This window comes from Cyanobium gracile UHCC 0139 (assembly GCF_034931325.1).
Classification (GTDB): Bacteria; Cyanobacteriota; Cyanobacteriia; order PCC-6307; family Cyanobiaceae; genus Cyanobium; species Cyanobium gracile_B.
The window spans coordinates 1-14,367 of record NZ_JAYGHX010000002.1 but is presented as its reverse complement, the minus strand read 5'-3'; the positions used below and the strand labels follow the sequence as shown (position 1 = coordinate 14,367).

General features: G+C 70.4%; 13 protein-coding genes. 5 read left to right on the top strand and 8 right to left on the bottom strand.

What is annotated here, in order from left to right:
* Positions 1 to 3 precede the first annotated feature (3 nt).
* On the bottom strand, positions 4 to 1,011 hold the full coding sequence (locus VB738_RS03415) for a ribose-phosphate pyrophosphokinase (RefSeq protein WP_416233147.1): 1,008 nt from the start codon (positions 1,009 to 1,011) through the stop codon (positions 4 to 6).
* Between the two features lie 67 nt (positions 1,012 to 1,078).
* Here VB738_RS03415 and VB738_RS03410 point away from each other — a divergent pair, with 67 nt between their 5' ends.
* Entirely contained in the window at positions 1,079 to 1,636 is a 558-nt protein-coding gene (locus VB738_RS03410; protein ID WP_323304417.1) for a hypothetical protein, read from the top strand.
* 4 nt (positions 1,637 to 1,640) lie between these two features.
* Here VB738_RS03410 and VB738_RS03405 read toward each other — a convergent pair whose 3' ends face one another.
* From VB738_RS03405 to VB738_RS03395, 3 genes are all read right to left on the bottom strand, one after another.
* Positions 1,641 to 1,940 carry a hypothetical protein gene (locus tag VB738_RS03405; protein ID WP_323304416.1) on the bottom strand — a complete coding sequence of 100 codons (300 nt, stop codon included), beginning with the start codon at positions 1,938 to 1,940 and terminating at the stop codon, positions 1,641 to 1,643.
* A 43-nt stretch (positions 1,941 to 1,983) separates the two neighbouring features.
* Positions 1,984 to 2,811: a shikimate dehydrogenase gene (locus VB738_RS03400; protein ID WP_323304415.1), complete on the bottom strand. Its 828-nt coding sequence runs from the start codon at positions 2,809 to 2,811 to the stop codon at positions 1,984 to 1,986.
* A 395-nt stretch (positions 2,812 to 3,206) separates the two neighbouring features.
* Positions 3,207 to 5,075: a DUF2075 domain-containing protein gene (locus VB738_RS03395; RefSeq protein ID WP_323304414.1), complete on the bottom strand. Its 1,869-nt coding sequence runs from the start codon at positions 5,073 to 5,075 to the stop codon at positions 3,207 to 3,209.
* Between the two features lie 504 nt (positions 5,076 to 5,579).
* On the opposite strand from VB738_RS03395, the gene VB738_RS03390 reads away from it, so the two are divergent.
* Complete coding sequence (locus tag VB738_RS03390) at positions 5,580 to 7,745, top strand: AAA family ATPase (protein WP_323304413.1); 2,166 nt, start codon at positions 5,580 to 5,582, stop codon at positions 7,743 to 7,745.
* Between the two features lie 33 nt (positions 7,746 to 7,778).
* Here VB738_RS03390 and VB738_RS03385 read toward each other — a convergent pair whose 3' ends face one another.
* Together VB738_RS03385 and VB738_RS03380 are read right to left on the bottom strand one after the other, a co-directional pair.
* A complete protein-coding gene (locus VB738_RS03385) occupies positions 7,779 to 8,447 on the bottom strand; it encodes a MarC family protein (protein WP_323304412.1) in 669 nt (222 codons plus the stop codon).
* 14 nt (positions 8,448 to 8,461) lie between these two features.
* Positions 8,462 to 9,463, bottom strand: coding sequence for an LCP family protein (locus VB738_RS03380; protein WP_323304411.1), 1,002 nt, complete (start codon positions 9,461 to 9,463; stop codon positions 8,462 to 8,464).
* A 116-nt stretch (positions 9,464 to 9,579) separates the two neighbouring features.
* Here VB738_RS03380 and VB738_RS03375 point away from each other — a divergent pair, with 116 nt between their 5' ends.
* Positions 9,580 to 10,800 carry a Coenzyme F420 hydrogenase/dehydrogenase, beta subunit C-terminal domain gene (locus tag VB738_RS03375; protein WP_323304410.1) on the top strand — a complete coding sequence of 407 codons (1,221 nt, stop codon included), beginning with the start codon at positions 9,580 to 9,582 and terminating at the stop codon, positions 10,798 to 10,800.
* Positions 10,797 to 12,362 carry a 4-alpha-glucanotransferase gene (gene malQ, locus VB738_RS03370; protein ID WP_323304409.1) on the top strand — a complete coding sequence of 522 codons (1,566 nt, stop codon included), beginning with the start codon at positions 10,797 to 10,799 and terminating at the stop codon, positions 12,360 to 12,362. The genes VB738_RS03375 and malQ overlap by 4 nt, the downstream gene beginning before the upstream one ends.
* On the opposite strand, the gene VB738_RS03365 is transcribed toward malQ, so the two are convergent.
* On the bottom strand, positions 12,305 to 13,282 hold the full coding sequence (locus VB738_RS03365; protein WP_323304408.1) for a helix-turn-helix transcriptional regulator: 978 nt from the start codon (positions 13,280 to 13,282) through the stop codon (positions 12,305 to 12,307). The two genes, malQ and VB738_RS03365, sit on opposite strands and share 58 nt — an antisense overlap.
* An 11-nt stretch (positions 13,283 to 13,293) precedes the next feature.
* Entirely contained in the window at positions 13,294 to 14,013 is a 720-nt protein-coding gene (locus tag VB738_RS03360; protein WP_323304407.1) for a pseudouridine synthase, read from the bottom strand.
* A gap of 89 nt (positions 14,014 to 14,102) precedes the next feature.
* Here VB738_RS03360 and VB738_RS03355 point away from each other — a divergent pair.
* The coding region (locus VB738_RS03355) for a sigma-70 factor domain-containing protein (RefSeq protein WP_323304406.1) at positions 14,103 to 14,367 on the top strand (265 nt) is incomplete at its 3' end.

Genomic DNA, 14,367 nt, shown 5'->3' with positions numbered 1-14,367 from the left:
CGCTCAGCGGAACATCGAGCTGACCGAGCTCTCCTGGTGGATGCGCCAGATCGCCTCGCCGAGCATGTTGGCCACCGACAGCACCCGCAGCTGGGGGAAATGGAGATCGGGGCTCAGGGGGATGCTGTTGGTGACGACAACCTCCTCGAACAGGCCCGGCTCGGAGAGGCGCTCGATGGCCGGGGGGGAGAAGACGGCATGGGTGGCGCAGGCGAGCACCCGGGCCGCGCCGCGGGAGCGCAGCAGCCGCGCCCCCTGACAGATGGTGCCGCCGGTGTCGATCATGTCGTCGATCAGGATCGCCGTCTTGCCAGCGACGTCACCGATCACGGTGAGGCTCTCGGCCACGTTGTGGCCGGAGCGGCGCTTGTCGATGATGGCCAGGGGCGCATCCTTCATCTGCTTGGCGAAGGCCCGGGCCCGGGCCACACCGCCCACGTCGGGGGAGACCACCACCACCTCGCCCAGGTCGCGGGTGGCGAGGTAATCGACCAGCACGGGGGAGCCGTAGATGTGGTCGCAGGGGATGTCGAAGTAACCCTGGATCTGGGAGGAGTGCAGGTCCATGGCCAGCACCCGCTCGACGCCGGACTTGACCAGCAGGTTGGCCACCAGCTTGGCGGTGATCGATTCGCGGCCGGCGGTCTTGCGGTCGGCGCGGGCGTAGCCGTAGTAGGGAATGACCGCCGTGATCTGGCGCGCCGAGGCCCGCCGGCAGGCATCCACCATGATCATCAGCTCCATCAGGTGATCGTTCACCGGAGCGCAGGTGGGCTGGATCAGGAAGACGTCGCAGCCGCGGATCGACTCCTGGATCTGAATGTAGACCTCGCCATCGGCGAAGCGCTTGATCACCCGCGGGCCGTCGGGTACGCCGAGATAAGCGCCGATCTCGCGGGCCAGGTCGGGGTTGGCGTTGCCACAGAACAGCCGCAGCCGCCGGGGATCGTGGCTGGTGAGGGGCGGGTGCCCGCTCTGCTCCACCCGTTCAGCGGTCGAGAAAGTGGCCAAGGGCGCAGGCGGCGTGGCTTCGCATCACGATGGTAGAAGCGAGCCGGCCCAGACAGTGCAAACAACCATGTCGGTTTCAGGGTTCGATGCGGGGCCGAAGGGCGGCCTGCTGCTGGTGGGCCTGGGGCGGCAGCGGGAGCTGGAGGGCCTGGCGGCCGTGGCGGCGCGGCTGGCCGCCGCCGAAGGCGTGGCCCTGCGGCAGCTGGCCGGCGCCGGCGGCCCCGATGCCGGCCTGGCGGCCCTGAGGGCGGCAGCGACGGGCCCCTGGCTGGCCGCCCTGCCCGTCGATGTGGGCCTGCCGCTGGAGCGGGGCGGCAGCTGGGCCGAGGCCCTCGGGGCCTGGCGCCAGCCCTGCCTGCTGGTGCTGCGGGGCGAGCAGATGGACACGGGGCTGCCGGCGGCCGGCGCCGCCCTGCTGGAGCACTGGCGGGTGCCCCTGGCCGGGCTGGTGCAGGTGGGCGGCGACTGGGAGCCGATGATGCGTCGCTGCGACGGCCTGCCCTGGCTGGGCTGGCTGCCGGAGAGCGGTGGCGAGTGCGGCGCGGAAAGCGAGGAGGCCGGGGCCGCGATGGCGGCGCTGCAGCAGGTGCTGCGGGGCCGCTGGCGGGTGCTGCAGGCGGCTTAAGGCCTCACTCGCTGCGTTCCTCCTCGCCGTTCTCGCCCTCTTCGGCTTCACCGCCGGCCCCGGCCGCTCCGGGGACGCTGGGCTCCATCTTCACGCCGAGCTCGCGGCAGGTGCCGATCGGATCGACGCCCGGTGCCAGGCCGAGGGCCTTGCGCAAGGCATCGATCTGGCCCACCGACTGGAGGTCGATGGTGCTGGCCACCTGCTGGCAGGCGATCGTCTGCAGGGCCCGGCCATCGGGGCGTCCGCAGCCGGCCAGGAGGCCGAGGGCCGCAAGGGTGGCGAGAGGGACAACCCGAGTCATGGGGATGCCGGAGAGAACGCCCGCCAACGTAAGGGCGCCAGGCTCACTCCCCAAGGGCCTCGGCCACGGCGCGCTGGAACACCGCCTCCTCGGGGGTGAGGCCGGTCCACTGCTCGAAGATCTGCATGGCCAGCTGCACCAGCATCTCGACGCCATCCACCACCGTGCAGCCGTGGCGGCGAGCCGTGGCCAGGAAAGGGGTGATGCGGGGGTTGGTGATCACGTCCACCACCACGCAGGCCGGATCCACCGTGTCCCAGCGGACGGGCAACGGCTCCAGCTCCGGCGCGCAGCCCAGGTGGGTGGCGTTCATGAGCAGGGTGGTGCCCGCCGGCACCACCACCTCCCCCTCCCAGGCCTGCCACACCGCCGGCACCCCGGAGGCGCGGGTGACCGTGTCGGCCACCTCCTGGCCCTGCTCCTGCCGCCGGGTGATCAGGGTGAGGTGGGCCGCGCCGGCCCAGGCCATCTCCACCGCCATCGCCCGGCCGGCACCGCCGGCCCCGAGCATCACCACCCGCCGGCCCGCCAGGGGCGCCAGCTTCTCGATCGCCTTCACCACCCCCTTGCCGTCGTTGTTGTGGCCGATCAGGCGGCCCGCCTCGATGGTGAGGTAGTTGGCGGCACCGATGGCCCGCACGTCGTCATCGACGGCATCGAGCAGGGGCAGCACCGCCACCTTGTACGGCACGGTGATGGCCATGCCGCTGTAGCCCAGGGGCACCAGGGCCCGCACCGCCAGGGCCAGGCCCTGGGCGTTGGCGATGTCGTTCTTCAAGAACTGCCAGCACAGCCCGTGGTGGGCATACACCGCATCGAACATCCGATCGATCGGGTTCTCGGCCACCGGATGGCCGAGCATGCCGGTCATCTGCTTCTGGGGAGGGATCAAAGCGAGCCGGCGGGAGGCTTCAGGGTGGCAGGGATGGGGAGAGGCGAGGGGGATCAGAAGGAGGCCCTGATCCAGAGGGTGGGTTCTGGGTCGAGGCCGGCTGGTCCGCCAGCACGGTGGCCAGGGGAGCCCAGAGGGGATTGGCACGAGCTTCGGCATAAACGGCGGCCAGAAGCGAGCTGTGGGCGGGATCGCTCAGGGAGGCGGAATCCGCCGAATGGGCAGGGGATCGCTCAGCCTGGGCAGAGGGTGCAGGGCCTGCACGAAGGCTGGATCGATCAACCCGAGCCGGCGTGCCAAGGCCACCTTGGCGCCGAGGGACCCAACGGCTGGTCGGGGATGAACAGCTCGTCGCGGCTGTCCGTCACTGGGGCTCAACCGACATCGCACTGACCCTCCAGCCGTCCCTGCAGGTAGGCCTGGAGCTCCGGATCACAGGCGAAGACCCAGCAAGCCTTCGTGCCCCGGCTCATCAGGGTGCGGTAGGTGTTGCGAATGATCGCGTCAGCCTTCAGTCGGATCGCCTGGGGTTCGCGTTTCAGACCCACCTTGTAGCCCTTCAGTGACTGATCCGATCGTGCCCGTGCCGTCGGCACCGACACAACCTGGCCATCACGGAATGCCAGATCCGGCCCGATGATCACCCCGATCGTCTCCAGCTCCAGCCCCTGGCAGGTGTGGATGCAACCCACCTCCTCGACCGTTCCCTGTTTCATGATCCACACGCTGCCATCCTTACTCAAGTTCCAGCGTGCCCTATAGCCGTAGGGCTCAATCGTGATGTCCCAGGCCTTGGGGTGATACTTCGATGTCCAGTTCCAGCAATAACCCGCCACCATCCGCGCCTGGTTCCCACTGTTGGCCTGTCGGATCGACTCGTGCAGGGCCATCGGATCGTCGAACACACGGAAGTCGTAACTGCCTTGTTCCAGCCGCCCGTTCGCTGTGTCGCAGATGCCGAGGGTCTGATCCAGCCAAGCCAGATAGCCATCGGAGCCACTGCATCGGAACTGCGATGGCAGCACATCACGATGCAATTCTGCTTCATGGAACTGACACCATTTCTCGATCTCACCCGTACTGCCGATATCATCGAAGGTGACGCGCTGATCCTCATCGAGGAAGAACACTGTCAGCTTGCTGGCGTGGATGATCTCTTTGATCTGGTTCTCCCCCTCCTTGTCGTAGATGGTCTTGGTCATCAGCCGGTGGCTTTCATCCACGATTAGGGCGTCATAGAACCCCTCCGGGCACCCCACGAAGCAAGCTGAGCCACAGAAAAGATTGTCGTACTCCCCTTTCGTAAGGGAGCCGGTGAGTTTGGCCCGGTAAACATGTCGGGGTGCCATGTTCTTACTGACGTAGCGAGCATTCAGCCCCATCCCAAGCAGCCGGGCCAGGAGGTTGACAGCCACGACCGATTTGCCGGTACCGGGCCCGCCCTGCACCAGCAGCACGCAATGCCGCCCTTCCCGGAGCTGACGGGCCAAGGCCAGCACCTTTTCGAACACCACCTTCTGCTCGTCGATCAGCACGAACTCAGCGTTGCCCTTCAGCATCCGCTCCACTGCGTCGGCGAGCTGCCTGCTGGGCTTGGCCTTCCCATCGCGGATCTGCTCGATCGTGCGACCTCGGTCACCCTCCTCCAGGCAGCGGCGCAGGAAGGCAGCCATGGCAGCATTGTCATGGCGTAGGAACAATGGCGCCTGCTCCAGATAGGATTGGTAACGGGCATCGGTGATGCCGCTACCGTCTTTGCAGTTGTGCAGGTAAGCACAGGGGCTTAGGGCAATCTTGTGCTCCACCACCGCCGTGTTGAATCCACGGAGCAGCGCCCCGTAGCTCATCGCCTGATAGGAGGGATGTGTGGTCTCGCGCGGACCCTTACCCAGAAAGGTGCGCACTACCCCATCCAGATCGGTGGGTTCCACCGTTTCCCACTGCTTCAGTTCCACGATCACCGCCGCCGGATCTCCGGCCTCGTTGCGCCCTGAAAGCAGCAGGTCAATACGCTTGGCGGTGTTGTGGATGCGGTATTCGATCGCCACCCCCAACTCTTTTGGGATCGCCTCAAACTGCAGCACGTTGCCCACGCACTGTAGCGAATTCTGCCAGGCGCGAAATTCATTGGTAGCCACCTTGTGACCGGTCATGGCGATATAGCGCTCACGCACCTCCTCTTCGATACGCTGCTCGCGAACGTGCTTGAGGAACTCTTCCCGCGTTTCGAGGTAGATAATCACGTCAGTAATACGCGCAAAGAAGGTGCCTGAGGGGATGCAGGCTCTAGGTTGCTGATGGTGTTGCAGTTCGGTCTCAAGGCAAGCTTGAGCCAAGGAGGATACGAGTATGCCACCACCTCATTGTCCACTTCGATCGATCGGCGCAGACCCTTGAACTGCACCTCCGACATGGGCTTGTCGATCCTGAGCACGAGCACCTTTTCCTCTCACCCGTGAGCACGCTCGCCAGGATATGGGCGAATCGAACTCGTTGGCGTTGCTGGTGACGGGGAGGGCCATGGTCAGGGGCGGTGGGAAAGGCCATAAGTCCAGGGGTTTATCAGCTCCAAGCCGATCGCCTCGAAGTTGGCGGGGTTGGGGGTGGCAAGTTGGGCGCCTTGGGCAAGGGTGGTGGCGGCGATCACGACATCGGCAGTGGCGATCTGTCTGGCCTGTCGCTCACGCCGGCTGACCAGCGCACCCCTCGTGCGAAAGAGTGGTGGGGTCTCCCCGGTTGCTGTCGCCATGGCGCCCCTGCGCTGCCACCTGCTGATCGGCCAGCCCGCCAGCGGCAAGACCACCCTGGCCCGGGCCCTGGCGCCCCTGCTGGCCGGCCCCGGCGAGCCCCCCGCCCTGGTGCTCTCCACCGATGCGATCCGGGAGGAGGTCTTCGGCGATGCGGCGGTGCAGGGCCCCTGGGTGGACATCCAGCAGCGGCTGCACCAGCGCCTGGTGGAGGCCGTCGCGGCCGGCATCCCGGTGATCGTGGATGCCACCCACGCCCGCCGGGCCTGGCGGCTGGCGATCACCCAGGGCCTGCCCCTGCCGGCACCGGTGGAGTGGATCGGCTGGTGGCTGTACACCGATCTGCCCACCTCGCTGGCCTGGAACGCCCGGCGCAGCCGGCCGGTGCCGGTGTCGGTGATCCAGGAGATGGCCGCCGCCCTGGCCGATCCCCACTTCGGGCCCTCCCGTGCCGAGGGCTTCGCCGCCCTCTGCACCGTGGTGCCCAGCCACCACGACGATCTGGCGCCGGTGCTGGCGGCCGAACTGGCCGGGCTCGACCGCCGCATCCGCTCGGCCACCAACCGGGAGCGCCAGGTGCAGCGCCATGGCTACTCGCGCCTGCTCGATCTGGAGCGGCTGCTGCACCTGATCCGCCTGCTGAGCACCTGGCCCGACCTGGCGGCCAGCGATCCCGTCGGCGCCGAGGAGCTGGCGGCGATCCTCTCCCCCCTGCCGGAGGGCGATCTGGCCGATCGGGCCGCCGCCTTCCTGGGCCGTCTGCACGGCAGCTGCTATTCCGATGCGGCTTCGATCCGGCAGAACCTGGCCTGGCTGGAGGCCAACGGCTTCTGCAGCGCCCTGCCGGCCGCCACACCGATCCAGCTGGCGCCCCTGGCCCGCAGCCGGCCCGGCGCCGTCCATGGCGGGCTGCCGCCGATGGGCGACGGGCCGGTGTTCCTGCGGGTGATGACCCTGCTGCGCCACCTGCTCCAGGTGCCCTTCGACCGGCCGGCCGAGCGCGGCGGCAACCTGCACCAGCACCTGATCGCCGCCACCGAAGCGATCCCGGGGGCCTATCTGCCGGGGGAAACGGCCACCCTGCGCAAGGATCTCGAGAAGATCCTCACCCCCTACGGCTTCCGCCACCGCAACGACAACGTGCGCCACGGCTACTGCCTCGGCACCGCCGTGCTGTCGCCGCCGCGGCTGCGGGAGCTCCACAACGTGGTGCGCCAGACCGCCGGGCGCCTGGCCGACCCCTCCGCCCAGGACCTGCTCAGCGAACTCGACGAGCGGCTGGGCTGGTCGGGCATCAGCGCCACCGAACAGGCGCCAGTGCGCAGCTACGCCCGCCACACCGTGGTGGACATGGCCCTGGTGCGGCGCGATTCGCTGGCCGCGCCGCGCCGCGCCGAGGCGATCGAGACGGCGATCGTGGAGCACCGCCGCGTGCTCCTGAAGCGCTTCCCGGGCATGGGCAGCTTCGCCGACGGCCCCAGCGGTGAGCGGCGGGTCTGGCCGCTGCAGCTGATCTTCCACCACGTCGGCTGGTATCTCCTGTTCGAGGAGGACCACCTCGGCCACGACCAGGGGCTGATCCGCAGCGAACGGCTCGATCGCCTCGCCATGGCCCAGGCCCACGGCGACCTGCGCCGCAGCGCCGACAGCCACGCGGCGGCCCTGAAGCGGCTGGAGCGGCTGCTGCACCACAGCGGCGGCATCTACTTCGGCACCGACCTGGAGCAGCAGCGGCAGATCACCGGCGCCTCCCCCCAGCGCCGCGGTCAGGCACTGGTGACCCTGCGCTTCCGCTGCGCCCCCTGGGTCTTCGCCTTCATCCGCGAGGGCCTGCAGCGCTACCCGATCGAGCACACCCGCTTCTCCCGGCCGCTCCCTGACGACACCTGGTGGCACCACCCCAGGGCCCCCCATGTGCTCGATCCCGGCCCGGCCGGCAGCCGCCACCCCTACCCGGTGGAACTTGACCTGCCCCCCTGGACCGTGGCCGCCGACATCGACCTGCGCAACTGGCTGTTCGCCTTCGGCGGCGGCCTCCGCATCGAGAGCCCCGAGGCCCTGCGCCTGGAGCTGCTGCAGCGCTGCCGCGAGACGATCGAGGCCAACGGCAGCGAGGAATCCCAGCCGGCTGGTTTCAGCTTCCGCCGGAGGGCGCGACCCGATTGACCGTCAGGGACCGATGGAGGCCCCCGGCCGGCCTCAGATCTTCAGCGTCACCCGGCTGAGCAGGGTGGTGGCGCCGGTGGCGATGAACTGCACCCCGATCGCCAGGGTGAACAGGCCCATCACCTTGATCAGCACCGTCATGCCCACATGGCCCAGCAGCCGGGTGAGGCGGGTGGCGAAGGTGAACATCAGGCCGATCAGGATGGCCATCGCCCAGATCGCCGCGAACAGCTCGATCCGGTGGTTGAGGGTACGGGCGCCTTCGGCATACACCGTGATCGTCGACATCGTGCCGGCACCGGTGGTGAGGGGCAGGGAGATCGGCACGATCGCCGAGGAGGTCATCTGCCCCACATCCATGCGCGACACATCGAAGTTCTTCTCGTGGGAATCGCCCGGATCGGTGGCATTGAGCATGCTCAGGCCGCTGAAGCCCAGCAGCAGGCCACCGGCGATCTGGAAGGCACTCACGCTGATGCCGAAGAACTGGAGCACCGCCGTGCCCAGGAAGTAGGCCCCCAGCATGATCAGCAGGCTGGAGAGGGTGGTGATCCGGATCACCCGGCGCACCTGGCTGGCGGGCACCCCCTGGCTCAGGGTGAGGAACGGCCCGATGGCGGGGAAGTTGTTGGCCACGGCGAACAACCCCAGCAGGTAGTGCTGGAAGGTGCTCGGCACCAGCAGTTCCGGAGGCATGGCCATGCGGCCCAGTATCGCTACGGGGCCGCCGGCTCCTTCCACAGCGGCGGCGTCGCGCCGGCCTCCAGCTGGCGCAGGCCCTTGTGCTTCTCCTCGGCGGGCTTGAGCGGCAGGCTGGCGAACTGCACCGGCTGGCTGCCGTCCAGTCCGGCCGCCAGCAGGCTGAGGGTTTCGCCCGGCGTCAGGTTGGTCTGCACCTTCGGCTGCAGCTGGCTCACCAGGAACGGCAGCTTCGCCAGCCGCTCCGGCTGCAGCATCCGCTCGCGCAGGCTGGTGGCCACCAGCTGCTGGTTGCTGCGGCGGCCGGTGTCGCCCAGCCAGGTGTCGCGGAAGCGCACCAGCTGCTCCACCTTGGCGCCCCCCAGCTGCTGGAGCCCGGCCTCCAGGTCAATGGTCAGCTTCTGGGTCCTGTCGGTGTAGCTCATCCGCCGCGGCGGGCTCAGTTCCAGCCCCCCCAGCCCGTTGACCAGATCCCTCAGCGCCCCCCGCGGGAGCACCAGGTAGCGGTCGGGGGCGGGGGGCTGCAGCCCCACCAGCTCCCGCACCGCATCGGCGGTGAGGGCCACGCCCCCGAGGCGGAAGGCCTCACCCAGGCGCTTGGGGCCCTTCTGCCCGGGCAGGTTCACCGCCAGCTCGGTGGGCAGGTTAAGCACCTGCAGGGGCCCCTGCGGATTGACGCGCACCAGCAGCAGGGCATCGGCGTTGGCCGGCCCGGCGGGGGCGGCCTTGTTGATCGGCGCGCCGATCGCCTCGGCATCACTGCCGATCACCAGCAGGGTGATGGCCCGGGCCGGCGGGGCGGCCAGGCTGGCCGGACCCACCTCGGGCGTGGGGGCCAGGGCCCGGTCGGGCATCGGCCAGAGCAGGCCCAGGACGCCCATCCCCACCACGGCGCCGGCGGCGGTGACGCCGAGACTCTTGAGCAGCCGTCCGGTGGCCAGGCGCCGCTTCGGGGCCGGGGCCTTCGGGGTCCCGGTGCCGGGGGCTTCGGTTGGGCGGGGCTTCCGGCGGGCGGGCATCGGGGCCGAAACGGTGGGGAGCTGCGGGCACTCTCGCGCAGGCGTCGCCGGCCTCCTGCGGCATGGGGCCGCCATGGCCGATAGGTTGAGCGTCGAGCTCCTGCGCCCACCACCGCTTGTCCTCCGTTCCTTCACCGGCGCCGTCGTCCCTGGCGCCGCACGATCGAGCCCGACCCCTGGCCAAGGGCAGCCCCAAACCGGCCAAGGATCTCTGCAGCGACTGCGGCCTCTGCGACAGCCGCTGGGTGGCCTACGTGCGCCGGGCCTGCGCTTTCCTGGAGCAGCGCTTCGAGGCGATGGAGGAGCAGGCCCACGGCCGCAGCCGCCGCCTCGACGACGAGGATGAGCTCTACTTCGGTGTCCACCAGCGCATGGTCACCGCCCGGCTGCGCCAGCCGATCGAAGGGGCCCAGTGGACGGGGATCGTCAGCCGCATCGGCGTGCGGGCCCTGGAGAGCGGCCTGGTGGATGCGGTGCTGTGCGTGCAGCAGAGCGAGGACGACCGCTTCACGCCGGTGCCGGTGCTGGCCCGCACCCCGGAGGAGGTGCTGGCGGCCCGCGTCAACAAGCCCACCCTCTCCCCCAACCTGGAGGTGCTCGAGCAGCTGCCGGGCAGCGGCATCGAACGGCTGCTGGCCATCGGCGTGGGCTGCCAGATCCAGGCCCTGCGGGCGGTGCAGGCCACCCTGCCCCTGCAGAAGCTCTACGTGCTCGGGCTCCCCTGCGTCGACAACGTCAGCCGCCAGGGGTTGCAGACCTTCCTGGAGAGCGCCAGCCGCTCCCCCGACACGGTGGTGCACTACGAGTTCATGCAGGACTTCCGCATCCACTTCCGCCACAGCGACGGCCACCAGGAGACGGTGCCCTTCTTCGGCCTCGACACGCCCGCCCTCAAGGACGTGTTCGCCCCCAGCTGCCTCAGCTGCTTCGACTACACCAACGCTGGCGCCGATCTGGTGGTGGGCTACATGGGCGCCACGTTCGGCCGCCAGTGGGTCACCGTGCGCAACCCCCTTGGCCAGGAGCTGCTGGATCTGGTGGAACCGGAACTGGATCTGGCGCCGGTGACCAGCTCCGGCGAACGCCGCCAGGCGGTGCAGCAGGGCATCGACGCCTACGAAAAGGCCCTGAAACTGCCGATGTGGCTGGCGGAGCTGGTGGGGGTGTTCGTGCAGCGCTTCGGGCCGAAGGGGCTCGAATACGGCCGCTTCTCGATCGATTCCCACTTCACGCGCAATGCCCTCTGGCTGCAGCGCCACCACCCGGAGAAGGTCGACGCCCACATCCCGGCCTTCGCCCGCCGGATCGTGGACCGCTACCGGCTTCCGAAACCGTGAGCGGCGACCCCCGGGCCTGCGGCGTTCTGCTCCACCCCACGGCCCTGCCGGGCACCCGGGCCTGCGGCAGCTTCGGGGCCGCCGCCCGCGACTGGATCGACCTGCTGGCCGCCGAGGGGGTGGGGGTGTGGCAGCTGCTGCCCCTGGCCCCCACCGACGGCACCGGCTCCCCCTACAGCTCCCCCAGCGGCTCGGCCCTCAACCCCTGGCTGATCGATGCCGACGACCTGGTGGCCGACGGCCTGCTCACCCCCGCCGACCGGGACGCCCTGCCCAGCGGACCTGAGGATCACCTCGATCCGGCCGTCGCCGGTGAGCGCTCGGCGGCCATCGCGGCCGCCCTGGCCCGGGGCTGGGCCGGGCAGCCACCGGAGCGCCGAGCGGCCTTCGATCGCTGGGAGCAGCGCCAGCGCTTCTGGCTGGTCGACCACTGCCGCTTCATGGTGATCCGCCGTCTCCAGGGGGGGCGGCCCTGGTGGGAGTGGCCGGAGCCCCTGGCCCGGCGTCAGGCCCCCGCCCTGCGGGCCCTGGTCGACGCCCAGAGCCAGGCCCTGCAGGAGGAGGCCCTGCTGCAGTGGCAGCTCCAGGTCCAGTGGGGCCGGCTGCAGGAGCGGGCCCATCGCCAGGGTGTACGCCTGGTGGGGGACCTGCCCTTCTATGTGGCCCACGACAGCGCCGACGTCTGGAGCCACCGGCGCCTGTTCTCCCTCAAGGCAGGCGGTGGGCTGGTGGAGCAGAGCGGGGTGCCGCCGGACTACTTCTCGGCCACCGGCCAGCTCTGGGGCACCCCGGTCTACCGCTGGTGGGTGCATCGCCTCACGGGCTTCCGCTGGTGGCTGCAGCGGCTGCAGCGGCAGCTGGAGCTGATGGATCTGCTGCGGCTCGACCACTTCCGGGCCCTGGAGGCCTACTGGAGCGTCCCCGGCGCCGATGCCACCGCCGAGCACGGCTCCTGGCGTCCATCACCCGGCGGCGCCCTGCTGGGCCGCCTGCGCTCCCGCTGCCGCCGCCAGGGACGGCTGCTCCCCGGCGACCGGCTGCCGCTGATCGCCGAGGATCTCGGCGTCATCACCCCGGCGGTGGAGGCCCTGCGGGACCGCTTCGCCCTGCCGGGCATGAAGATCCTGCAGTTCGCCTTCGACGGCAACGACGACAACCCCTACCTGCCGGCGAACTACAGCGGCAGCCGCTGGGTGGTGTACACCGGCACCCATGACAACGCCACCAGCCTCGGCTGGTGGCGGGACCTCGACGACGGGGCCCGGGGACGGGTGGCGGCGGTGGTGGGCGGTGAGGTGCGGGCGCCGAGCTGGCAGCTGCTGGAGGTGGCGCTGGCCTCATCGGCCGATCTCGCCGTGGTGCCCCTGCAGGACCTGCTGGAGCTGGGCGACGAGGCACGCTTCAACACCCCTGGCACCATCAATGGCAACTGGAGCTGGCGGCTGTCGCGGCCGGTGTCGGCGCTGGCCGGCCCCCTGCAGGGCTTCGGGGCCATGGCGGCCCGCTACGGCCGGGGCCGCGGGGCCGCGGCCGGAGCCGGAGCCGGAGCCGGGGGCGGGTAGACGAACTGGGCCTGGCCCTGGGGCGGGGCCGCCACACCCCGGGGATCGGCGGCCGCCGCGGGCGCCAGCGGCTGGCCGTTCCAGCGTACGGAGCCGGCCGGCGGGGCCGGCTCGAGCCGCAGGCTGAAGGGGGGCAGCACCGGCAGGCTGAGGCTGCCCTGCACCGCCGGCAGCAGGGTATCGACGCCCCGGTCGCTGCGCAGCGTCACCCGGGTGGGCCTGACCAGCTCCAGGCGCAGCAGGCCAAGGGAGAGATCGGGCCGGTTCTGGCCGGTCTCGCGGCGCAACCGCTGCAGCCCCTGGCCAGCGGCGGCCTTGCCCAGGGGGCGCAGGTCGGGGTAGGCGCCCAGAATCGCCCGATCCGCATCCTCCAGATCCGCCCGCTCGCTCTGCTCGGCGCTCAGGGGCGGGATCGGCCGCAGCACATGCAGCCCCTGGGCGGCCAGCCGGCGCTGCTGCAGGTTGAGCCCGTAGATCAGACCGCCGCACAGCACCGCATAGAGCACGGTGCCCTGCCAGGTGGTGAAGACATCGATCGAGCCCGGGGTGAAGCGCAGCAGCACCGTGTCCCGCCGCCGGCCGTGCTGGCGGTCCTGCTCCGGCGGCAGCACACCATCGAGGCTGCCGCCGGGCAGCTCCAGGTGCTGCTCCAGCAGGGGCAGCATCGTGCGCAGGTAGGCCGCCTCCGGCAGCCGGTCCCGCCAGCCCCGCTCCAGGGCCTCCAGCACGGCGGTGCTGATGCGGGTGTCGAGGGCGAGCTGGCGCAGGCCGAGGCCGCGGCTCTCGCGCGCCTCCCGCAGCTGCTGGCCGGCGAGCAGCATGGGATCCTGGGGCCGCTCCTCGACGACCGGACGCGACGGGCGCTGGCCCGGCAGGCGCTCGCGCAGGCGCTGGAGCAGGGGCTTGGCCGGGGTGGGCAAGGAAGGGGGGCTCAGGGAGCGACGGCCAGGGGGCCCCATTCTCCCGGTTCGACCCTGCGCCACGCCCCTTCCCCCAGATCCCCCAGCGGCACAGGGCCGATGGCGATGCGGCTGAGGTCGAGCACCGGGTGGCCAAGGATCTCGGCGGTGCGCCGGATCTGGCGGTTGCGGCCCTCCCGCAGCACCAGCTCCAGCAGGGTGGCACCGCGGTGGTGGCGCAGCCGCCGCAGCTCCACCGGCAGGCTGGGCTGGCCATCGAGGGGCACGCCGGCCCGCCAGCGCTCCAGGGTGGCCGTGCGGGGCAGCCCCTCCACCCAGACCCGATAGGTCTTGCGGTGGCCGTAGCGAGGATGGGTGAGGCGGAGGGTGAGGGCGCCGTCGTTGCTGAGCAGCAGGGCGCCGCGGCTGTCGGCGTCGAGGCGGCCCACCGGATGCAGGCCGGGGCGCAACTCCGGCGGCAGCAGCTCCAGCACGGTGGGGCGACCGTGGGGGTCATGGCAGGTGCTGAGCACTCCGGCCGGTTTGTGCAGCAGCAGCGTCAGGGTGCTGGTGGGCAGCTCCAGGGGCCGGCCATCGACGCTGATCCGGTCGCAGGCGGGGTCGGCCCGGTCGCCGAGCTGGGCCAGCGCGCCGTTGACCCGCACCCGACCGTCGCGCAGCCAGGCCTCGGCCTGACGGCGGGAGCAGAGCCCAGCGGCCGCCACGAGTTTCTGAAGCCGGTCGGCACCCATGGCTCCATTGTGGGCACCGCTCCAGGTCGGAGCGAGTCCGTGAAGTGATGGTAGATTTACGAAACCAAATGGTTTCGTAACAAGGGACGATGCCTTCGATCACCGTCACGGCTGCTTCCACGGTTACGGCTGCCTCCGGGTCCCTGCTGGTCCCCACCGGCGATTCGCTGCGTTCCTACCTGCGGGACATCGGCCGCGTGCCGCTGCTCAGCCATGAGCAGGAGATCACCCTGGGCCGCCAGGTGCAGGAGCTGATGGCCCTTGAGGAGATGCGCGAGGAACTCACCCTGCGCTCCGGTGGTGAGGAGCCCAGCCCCGAGCTGCTGGCGGCCGAGGCGGACCTCACCCCGGCGA

Bases quoted from the DNA above. Each gene is read 5' to 3' on its own strand.
- VB738_RS03410 (WP_323304417.1), top strand. From the start codon at position 1,079: ATGTCGGTTTCAGGGTTCGATGCGGGGCCGAAGGGCGGCCTGCTGCTG.
- VB738_RS03405 (WP_323304416.1), bottom strand. From the start codon at position 1,940: ATGACTCGGGTTGTCCCTCTCGCCACCCTTGCGGCCCTCGGCCTCCTG.
- VB738_RS03400 (WP_323304415.1), bottom strand. From the start codon at position 2,811: ATGACCGGCATGCTCGGCCATCCGGTGGCCGAGAACCCGATCGATCGG.
- VB738_RS03390 (WP_323304413.1), top strand. From the start codon at position 5,580: ATGGCGCCCCTGCGCTGCCACCTGCTGATCGGCCAGCCCGCCAGCGGC.
- VB738_RS03385 (WP_323304412.1), bottom strand. From the start codon at position 8,447: ATGGCCATGCCTCCGGAACTGCTGGTGCCGAGCACCTTCCAGCACTAC.
- VB738_RS03380 (WP_323304411.1), bottom strand. From the start codon at position 9,463: ATGCCCGCCCGCCGGAAGCCCCGCCCAACCGAAGCCCCCGGCACCGGG.
- VB738_RS03360 (WP_323304407.1), bottom strand. From the start codon at position 14,013: ATGGGTGCCGACCGGCTTCAGAAACTCGTGGCGGCCGCTGGGCTCTGC.